At 28.7% G+C, this 9,261-nt stretch carries 12 protein-coding genes; all 12 read right to left on the bottom strand.

All coding sequences use genetic code 11. The features are described from left to right. Positions 1-41: 41 nt before the first annotated feature. Positions 42-812: an OmpA family protein gene (locus RH99_RS16680; RefSeq protein ID WP_010240899.1), complete on the bottom strand. Its 771-nt coding sequence runs from the start codon at positions 810-812 to the stop codon at positions 42-44. Beyond that, a complete protein-coding gene (locus tag RH99_RS16675; protein WP_010240896.1) occupies positions 812-1,606 on the bottom strand; it encodes a flagellar motor protein in 795 nt (264 codons plus the stop codon). Before RH99_RS16675 ends, RH99_RS16680 begins: the two co-directional genes overlap by 1 nt. Positions 1,607-1,785: 179 nt before the next feature. Further along, positions 1,786-2,265: a PTS sugar transporter subunit IIA gene (locus RH99_RS16670; protein WP_010240893.1), complete on the bottom strand. Its 480-nt coding sequence runs from the start codon at positions 2,263-2,265 to the stop codon at positions 1,786-1,788. Positions 2,266-2,383: 118 nt separating this feature from the next. Next, positions 2,384-2,554: a 4Fe-4S ferredoxin gene (gene fdxA / locus RH99_RS16665; RefSeq protein ID WP_010240891.1), complete on the bottom strand. Its 171-nt coding sequence runs from the start codon at positions 2,552-2,554 to the stop codon at positions 2,384-2,386. Between the two features lie 82 nt (positions 2,555-2,636). Further along, on the bottom strand, positions 2,637-2,840 hold the full coding sequence (locus tag RH99_RS16660) for a heavy-metal-associated domain-containing protein (RefSeq protein WP_010240888.1): 204 nt from the start codon (positions 2,838-2,840) through the stop codon (positions 2,637-2,639). Between the two features lie 10 nt (positions 2,841-2,850). Continuing rightward, positions 2,851-3,759, bottom strand: a complete 909-nt coding sequence (locus tag RH99_RS16655) for a PSP1 domain-containing protein (RefSeq protein ID WP_010240885.1) — start codon at positions 3,757-3,759, stop codon at positions 2,851-2,853. A 106-nt stretch (positions 3,760-3,865) separates the two neighbouring features. Next, complete coding sequence (locus RH99_RS16650; RefSeq protein ID WP_010240882.1) at positions 3,866-4,813, bottom strand: DNA polymerase III subunit delta'; 948 nt, start codon at positions 4,811-4,813, stop codon at positions 3,866-3,868. Between the two features lie 11 nt (positions 4,814-4,824). Beyond that, positions 4,825-5,154 carry a cyclic di-AMP receptor DarA gene (darA, locus tag RH99_RS16645; RefSeq protein ID WP_010240880.1) on the bottom strand — a complete coding sequence of 110 codons (330 nt, stop codon included), beginning with the start codon at positions 5,152-5,154 and terminating at the stop codon, positions 4,825-4,827. A 136-nt stretch (positions 5,155-5,290) separates the two neighbouring features. Further along, positions 5,291-5,881 (bottom strand): nucleoside/nucleotide kinase family protein, encoded by a 591-nt coding sequence (locus RH99_RS16640; RefSeq protein WP_010240878.1) that lies wholly within the window; start codon positions 5,879-5,881, stop codon positions 5,291-5,293. Between the two features lie 17 nt (positions 5,882-5,898). Continuing rightward, the gene (locus RH99_RS16635; RefSeq protein ID WP_010240876.1) at positions 5,899-7,314 is read right to left on the bottom strand and encodes an aminotransferase class I/II-fold pyridoxal phosphate-dependent enzyme; all 1,416 of its coding nucleotides are present in this window, start codon (positions 7,312-7,314) and stop codon (positions 5,899-5,901) included. Next, entirely contained in the window at positions 7,293-7,499 is a 207-nt protein-coding gene (locus tag RH99_RS16630; protein ID WP_010240874.1) for a sigma factor G inhibitor Gin, read from the bottom strand. Before RH99_RS16630 ends, RH99_RS16635 begins: the two co-directional genes overlap by 22 nt. Before the next feature lie 951 nt (positions 7,500-8,450). Beyond that, complete coding sequence (locus RH99_RS16625) at positions 8,451-9,104, bottom strand: L,D-transpeptidase (RefSeq protein WP_010240872.1); 654 nt, start codon at positions 9,102-9,104, stop codon at positions 8,451-8,453. Positions 9,105-9,261: the final 157 nt, after the last annotated feature.

The raw sequence follows: 9,261 nt of genomic DNA, 5'->3' as shown, positions 1-9,261 counted from the left end.
GTTTACTTATATCAACAGTTTTATTTTTATATTCAGTAAAATTATTTCTTTGTATTATCCTCCGTAGCATTAAATTTACTATCGATTACTACAATATCCACTCTTCTATTGCTTGCCTTTCCACTTTCCGTATTATTACTTGCTACAGGTCTTTGATCTCCATATCCCATTGCGGCAAGCCTAATAGGGTTTATATTAGATTCTTTTATTAAGACTCTAACCACTGCGGCAGCTCTTGCTGTAGATAAATCTAAATTATCTGCATATTTATAATTACTTATAGGAACATTATCAGTATGCCCTTCTACTCTTATATAATTATCAATAGAATTTAATATTTTACCTATTTCTACAAGTTTTTTTTCAAGTTCTGGCTTTACATCCGCCTTACCAGAATCAAAAAATAAGGTATCTCTAACACTTACTACTAATCCTCTTTCCTCAATTTCAGTATTTACACTTGCAGTCATATTATTTTCCTTAATATAATTATCTATAGTTTGCTTTACTTGATTAAGTCTATTTTCTTCCTGAGTAATAGCTTTATCATTTTGTACTTGTCCATTAGACTCCTTACTATTATTGTGAGATGACTTGTTCTTTACATCCATGGAATCACCACTTCCAACAATAGTTTGTCCACCACTAAAAGCGACCTTAAAAGAATCAGATATTTGCTTGTACTTTATTGCATCTACATTACTAGATGCATACATTACTATAAAAAACATCATTAGAAGAGTTATCATGTCAGAGTATGTAAGCATATACCTCTCAGTATTAACATGTTCTTGTGGCTTTTTCTTCCTCATTACTTCTCCTCACCACTTTCTCCCCTGTTATATTCCTCCAATTGTTTTTTGTCTAAGAAACCTTTTAATTTTTCTTCAAGTGTATTTGGATTAATTCCCTCTTGAATACAGATGATTGCTTCAATTATTAAATTTTTTTCTGCTACCTCTTGAAAGTTTAACTCCTTTAATTTAGTTCCAATGGGTAACCATAAAAAATTAGCAGACCCTATACCATACAGTGTCGCTATAAATGCTCCTGCAATAAGGCCTCCAAGTTTACTAGGATCTGATAAATTGTTTAGAACGTGAACAAGTCCTGTAACAGTACCTGTAATACCCATTGTAGGTGCAAAGCCTCCTGCTGATTCAAACATAGCTATACCGACCCTGTGTCTTTCTTCAATAAGATCTGCACTGAGTTCAAGCGTACTTTTTACCGTTTGAGGTTCTATTCCATCCACCACCATTTGAAGTCCTTTCTTCATAAAAGGATCCATATTCTCATCTGCTGAAATCATCTCTTCAATACTTAAAAGACCCTCTTTTCTAGTTTTAAATGCAATATTTTTAAAATACCTTATAAGCTCTATAGTATCTACTTTTTTATTAGTAAAAGCAACTTTTAAAACTTTTCCAAAGTTCTTAATTTCATTTCCCGGAAATGAAACACCTACAGCACCAATAGTACCTCCAAATACAATTATAGCTGGTGCTACTGCTACAAGTGCCATCAAATGTCCTCCATCGAGAATAAATGATCCAATCAACGCAGCAAAACTTATAATTAAAAATAATATAGTAGATATGGCCAAGTCCGTTTCCCCCTTATACTTATCTCGAGTTAATCATTTTTTATTGTTTATTGTTTATTGTTTATTGTCTTTATATTTATTATCGTAGACTTATCCCATAAATTTATGTTTGTTTTTAATATTGGGGTATTTTATAGTCAAATAGACTCACATATTGCAATTAGAATAAATCTATTAATTTATTTTACCTTATATGTCATAATATAATTTTTGCTTCCTAAAACACAAGTATTCTCTGTATAACTTACATTTTTTATATTATCAATATTTGTAATAACTACAGGCGTAATAAGTTCATATCCTTTATCTATAATCTTTTGTCTCTCTATTTTTATAATAGGTTCTCCTACTCTTACGAAGTCACCTTGATTTACAAGTCTTTTAAATCCATCTCCATTTAATTCTATAGTATTTATTCCAATGTGAACTAGTAATTCAATACCTTTTTTACTAGTAATAATAAAAGCATGATTTGTATTAAATATAAGTTTGATTTTACCATTTATAGGTGCCTTTATTATATCATCAGTTAGATCTATTGCTATCCCCTTGCCAACTATACCTTCTGAAAACATTCTATCTGAAACTTTACTAAGATTCACTACATTTCCATTAGCTGGTGACATAACTCGAAAGGTGTCCCTAAATATATTAAGCATACCCATTTCCCCCTGATATTTTTATATACATAGTATAACATAATATATATTGGTTACAATAAAAATAAGAAGCCTATCTAGAAAGATAGGCTTCTTATTTTTATTTCGTAATTATACACTATTCTTGTACTGGAGCTCCAACTGGACAAACGTTAGCACAGTTTCCACAATCAATGCAAGTATCAGCATCTACCACAAATAAAGAATCTCCTTGGCTTATAGCGTTAACTGGACATTCTGAAGCACAGGCTCCACAACTTACACAAGAATCATTAATTTTGTATGCCATTTAAAACACACCTCCTTAAAGTTTTAGGTACAAGTTTACCATAAATATTGTATCATGTTTTCGTAATTTTTAAAAGTGTATTTTATATTACAGTAAATCCTAAATCTTCTATAGATTCTATGACTTTATCCATATCTAAAGAATAAGCATCATACACTATTTCTATCTCACCTTTTTCCTTATTTATTTGACAAGCCACAACGCCTTCATTAGATGCTATAGAATTTCTCACTACACTAACATCATTTAAAGTTCTCATATTGCAAATTTTAAGAATGGACTTCATCTTTATCCTCCTAGTCTGCTTTAAACAAATCCTTTATAGTCTTTTCATCTTCTCCATCAATCTCTAGTTTAATATCTGACTCATCAACTGCACCTTCAAAAGAACCAGATACTAAATTAAGTTCATTTATAGAAACTTCTTTAATAGTTTCTTCCCCATCCTCAATTTTCACCTTTATCTTAACACTCTCATTAACTACACTATTTGATATAACCTCACCTTTCCCATATTCTGCTGTTTCAACAATTGATGTCACCTTTGGAAGCCTTTTTCTTATATTTTCATAAGTCTTCTGTTCATAGTTAAGACAACACATAAGTCTTCCACAAATCCCTGAAATTTTAGTAGGATTCAAGGATAAATTTTGTTCCTTAGCCATCTTGATAGATACCGGTGCAAAATCACCTAAATGTACTGAACAGCACATTGGTCTTCCACATGGTCCTAATCCACCTATCATTTTTGCTTCATCTCTTACTCCTATTTGTCTAAGTTCAATTCTAGTTCTAAAAACTGATGCCAAATCCTTTACCAGTTCTCTAAAATCTACTCTTCCCTCAGCAGTAAAATAGAATATTATTTTATTATTATCAAAAGTATACTCTACATCTATAAGCTTCATAATCAAATCATGTTTTTGTATCTTTTCTGCACAAATATTAAAAGCATCTTTCTCTTTCGATTTATTTTCTAAATATTTTTTTTCATCTTCTTTATTGGCTCTTCTTATAACATTCTTTAAAGGTAGAACTATCTTATCATCACTAACTTCTTTAGATCCTATAACACAGCTACCAAATTCTACTCCTCTGGCAGTTTCTACTATGACATTATCTCCACTCTTTATATCATGTTCTCCTGGAGAAAAATAATATATTTTTCCTGCTTTTTTAAATCGTACTCCTACAACAGTTACCATGTTAAACCTCCTGTATTTCTTTATCTATATCATTATTATTTAGTTTCTTTCATTTTAGGTATCTGAAAAGAAATAACCAGTCATTATGCTGGTTGATTTTGACTTATTATTTCTTTTTATATATCTTAAGTAACATTATATGATAAGTCATAGCTGCATTTACATTACTCTCTAAATTACTTTTAGTATTATTCACAATATCAATAATATTATTAAGTTTCTTATATGAAAATACTTCAGCTAATTTCTTTATATATTCAATTTTATCCAAGTTTATAGTTAATTCATCCATGCCTGTTTCTTTATAAATCATAATATCTCTCACATAAGATAGCAGACATGTTAAAACTTCCTGCCATATGTCTTTATATTTTATTAAAAACTCTTCATTTCTAAGAAAATTTTCTATATCTACATTATTTGTATCCATCATTATTTTAATTAGTCTTTCTCGTATTTCTTTAAATGAATTATTATCTATAAACTTTATTGCTCTACCAGGTATACCATCTGCAAAGGCCTTAACTGCCTTTATTTCATCTTTAGAGATATTCTGATATTTTTTATAAATAAATTCATCCATTTCCTTTTCTCTTAGTTTCCTTAATTTATGAATCTGACATCTTGATTTAATGGTATCTAGTAGCTTTTCTTGATTTTCACATAACAATAAAACAAATACACCTACAGGAGGTTCTTCTATAGTCTTTAAAAAAGCATTCTGTGCTTGTATGGTCATTTTATCTGCATCATGGAGTATTATTACTTTTTTATTTCCCTCATATGGTTTTCTATTTGATTCTTCTATTATAGCTCTAATCTGATCTACAGAAATAGACTTCTTATTATTTATTATTCTGCACTGATTTATGTCTGCATATTCCTTATAGGAATCTTTACCTAAAATATTCAGAGCAGCCTCAAAAGCAACAAAACTTTTTCCTATACCATCCTCGCCTGTTATTAAATGCGCATGAGAAAATTTTCCTGATTCTATAGAATGTATTAAACTCTTTCTAATATCATTATGTCCAATTATATTGTCAAGTTTCATATTCTTCACCATCAAATCTTTATAAATTTATCTACATCTACTACAAATATCGTAGCTCCACCTACTTCTACATCAACAGGATAAGGCACATATAAACCTGTAGCTCCGCCTACAGGTGAAGGTGATGTTATAACTTGTTCTCTAGTTTTACACTCTTCTTCAATTACTCCAGTTACCTTATCTACATCCTTCTCTTCAACTCCTATCATAAGAGTTGTATTACCTGCCTTTAGAAATCCCCCGGTAGTTGCAAGTTTTGTTACTCGAAAATCATCTTCTGTTAAAACATCTATTAAATCACCAGCATCGTCATCTTGTACTATGGCAATAATAAGCTTCATAAATATAACCTCCCCTTATCCGTACTTCTTTATTTTATTATTAAATACATAGACCGTATATCTATATTTTATCACAATTTTCTATAATTAAGTATAATAAGGTTTCTGTTAATAAGTTGTGTAACTAATATAATATTTATATATATTCATTTAAAATATCCGCTTCTATACTCTCAATACATTGATCAATATCATAATTATAATATAACCTATTGATTCCAGCATTTTTTAATTTCTCTACACTAAAATCATTCTCATCTGCAAGAAATCTTCTACAAAGTTCATTGTAATTTGGGTTCTCTTCTTTCTCTTCTCTTTTTAACGCTCTCTCTAATCTTATCCCATCATCTAAAGTAATATAAATTGGGATTACCATATCTATTCCAAAATATTGTTGTAAGCTTTTATAAGCATCTAATGTAACTATTATAAGATAACTATTTTCCTTTATACTAATTTGTCCATCATCTATAGTTGAATAATACCAATCTCCATTTACAGTACTGTATTTTCTAACTTCTATAATTCTTCCCATACTTTCATATTGTTTCAACTTCCTTTTATTTATAAAATAGTATTCTACCCCATCAGTTTCTCCATCTCTTTTAGGTCTTGTAGTATAAGATACTATAGGTTTTAAATTTAACTTCTTATGATCCATTAATCTTTTAAATATAGTATCCTTTCCGCATCCACTTTTACCTAATAAGCAAAATATCTTACTCATTTGTTCCTCCAATATTCTTATTGTATAATTTTAATTTTCTCATATTCATCTATACCGAGTATAGTGCATCTTTCTCCTATATAGTATTCTATTGTTTCTATTGTATTATTATCTATAATCTCACCTGGTAATATCACAGGAACCCCTGGTGGATATGGAACGATAGCCTCACTACATATCTTTCCTAAAGCTTGGCTATAATTTACTAATTTATATTCTCTCTCTATTGCTTCAAAAGGCATAAGCTCTATATCTGGTATGCCTGACTCTATTATATGAAATTTTCTATCCTGTATATCCTTAATGTTACAATCTATAAGCACTCTGTAGAGATGTTCAAATTCACATTCAGTATTAAAAGGAGAAAATATAAGAACTATATTATTTCCATCACACATTTCCGGCTGTATTTTATTATTTTTTAGATATTCATAGAGTTTATACCCATTAAGTCCTTCTCCTACATTTAAAATATATCTTGTTACATCTATGTGATTATATTTTAAATCATCTATAGAAATTATGTGAAATCCTTCTAAATTGTTTATCTTATTTCTATAAAGGTTACACAGGTCAATTAACTTTTTATATTCCATATTACCCTTATCCTGTAAGTAATACCTCCCATAGTCCATAGAGCACATTAATATGTAAGAAGGGCTTGTACTTAAAAAGGCACTTACATAGAAATCCACCTTTTCAATATCAATGTTCTTTCCAATATGTAAATATGCTGTTTGCGTAAGGCTGGGAAGGGTTTTATGCGAACTCATAACAACAAAATCCCCTCCTAGATTTACAGCATTTTCTGGAAGCTCTTCATGTACTCCAAAGTGAGCTCCATGGGCACTATCTACAAGCACCTTTATTCCTCTTCTATGAGCTTCCTCCACTATGAATTTTAAATTACAACAGACTCCATAATAATTTGGATAAGTTATTATAATTCCCTTTGCATCTAAATTATTATCTAACAATTTCAACAAATAATCTTCATCAATAGATAGAGGTGCATTAAATTTTTCATATACTTTATTTTTTATATAAATTGGTTTAAGCTTTCTCATTATTATTCCATTAAAAATAGACCTATGACAATTTCTTTCTACTATAACCTTATCACCCTCCTTAAAGGAAGAAAATATCATAGCTAAATTTCCACTAGTACTACCATTAACTAAAAAATATGACTTTTTACTACCATAAAAATCTCGCAACATATTTTCTGCTTCTTTAATTATACCCTCTGGGTGATGCAAGTTGTCTACTCCCTCAACTTCTGTAATATCAGCTTTTATAAAATTATCATATAGTTCTTTTCCTATGTCTGTATTTTGGAATCCTCTTCCCCCTTTATGACCAGGCATACAAAACATTGCATTATTTTCTCTTATGTATTTAATTATACCCTCTACAAGTGGTAATTTTGACAAATGTATTCCGCTCCCCTCAGTTGAATTATATTCTTTCTTATAGACTCTTTATAGTACTCATAAAAATCATTACCAGGTTCTAAATTTATCAGTCTTTCTTCACAGGCTTTACAAATACTTCTGCCATTAACTATTATACCATCAGTTAGAGGCTTCCCACATATAATACAATTTTGTTTTTTCATTATAACCTCCTAATATTATATTGATTTACAAACTAACTTGATTATTGCCCCTTAATATATATTTTATTCAACTTCCTGTCCATTTTTATTTTGTCCATAAATATTTTTAGTAAATATTTATGGTAATATATTGTAATAAATTATATTTATTATAATATAGCTATTTTCTTTAGCGCTCTGCTATTGTCTATTTTTAATTCACACTAATGTACTATCCATTACATATACACTATAGTTAATGGATAGTACATTAATATAACTAAGTTCCATACAATTTATATTAATCAGACTTGTATAAATAAATTAATAATTGCCTTAAAATATATTTTTATTAAACTTATCATTTTGAGGTAATAATTTATAAGGCATGTGAAAATAAATAGTAAGTCAAAGATGCGACGAATATTTTGAATTGAGCAAGGAAGCAGGTTCCGAGGATAGTGGGCTATCTGAGGGTTCTGCTGACGCAGTAAGATTCAAAATAGGCTAGCATACTGACTATTTATTTATTTGAATATGCCTAATATAAAATTAAAAACTATCTTACTATTGAAATACAATAGCCAGATAGTTTTTCTTAATTGTTAATATGATTTTAAAGCATTCACTTTAGAATCTTTCAATAATCCTTATTTGAAACTATAATATTGAAAACTTAAGCCTGAATTTTTTCATTTGACTAGCAGCTATAATACTCCACTGCTCTAAATACAGGGATACAAGCAACACATTTCTATTTAGTAGAAGTATATAAGATTTATTGATATTTTCATGTTATTACATAAATTCTAAAATTTCAATAAGTATATTAATTTATAAATTGTTGCATAATAAAAAGCCTTATTAGTCAATGAAATTTCACATCATAACTTAATATGGCTTTCTTCTTAAAATTCTTATTTTAAAAATCACATCTTAAACTCCTATAAATATATATTTCTTCCATATATATTATGTTTCAATATACACTTTAGTATTTCTAGGTATATTATTGTAAATCCACCTTGCATTTTCAACAGATAGTCTAACACACCCATGAGAAGCTTTTTGTCCAAGTTTTGCTGCTTGTATAGGTATGATATTACCACTCTTGTCAAAAGGAACACTATGAAAAAGATAATTTCCTAGAAAGCTCGTCCAATAATAGCCTCCTTCTCCATATTTATCACTAAAGAAAGAAGTTCCTTTATTTCCTGTTACAAATGTTCCAGTAGGTGTAGGATCACTATTTATTCCAGTAGAACACACCATTGCTTTTATTAATTCATTATTATTATATACATCTACAGTTTGATTCCCTATATGAACAATCACTTTGTAAACATTGGTATATCTTTTCTTATTTCTATAATTTTTTAATGTTACAGCATTGTTATTACTTTTCTCTAATTTAATATTATTACTTTTATTTTTATCTGAATAAGTATTCCCTAAAATTTTCACATTAGCATTTTTAGGTTTATTAGTATCTACTTCTATTGGTTTATTTTTAGGATCTCTATAAGTATTCTCAATTCCCCTGACATTAAACGAAAATATTAATGTCAAGAAACATGCACCTATGAAAACAATTAGACTTAAAAATTTAAAAGATTTTTTGTACATTTTATATCCCCCTAGTCATTTTTTATAAATTTTTGAATATAATATTATATTAGCAAGTTTTATATTATATTATTTTCCATTTATTTACAAGTATTTAATATTCCATTTATAGTTAATATAATTATTTCTATTAGCACATACTATAAATATCATAAGA

It is taken from the genome of Clostridium arbusti SL206 (assembly GCF_000246895.1).
Lineage (GTDB): Bacteria > Bacillota > Clostridia > Clostridiales > Clostridiaceae > Clostridium_I > Clostridium_I arbusti.
This window is presented reverse-complemented; position numbering and strand designations above follow the sequence as displayed.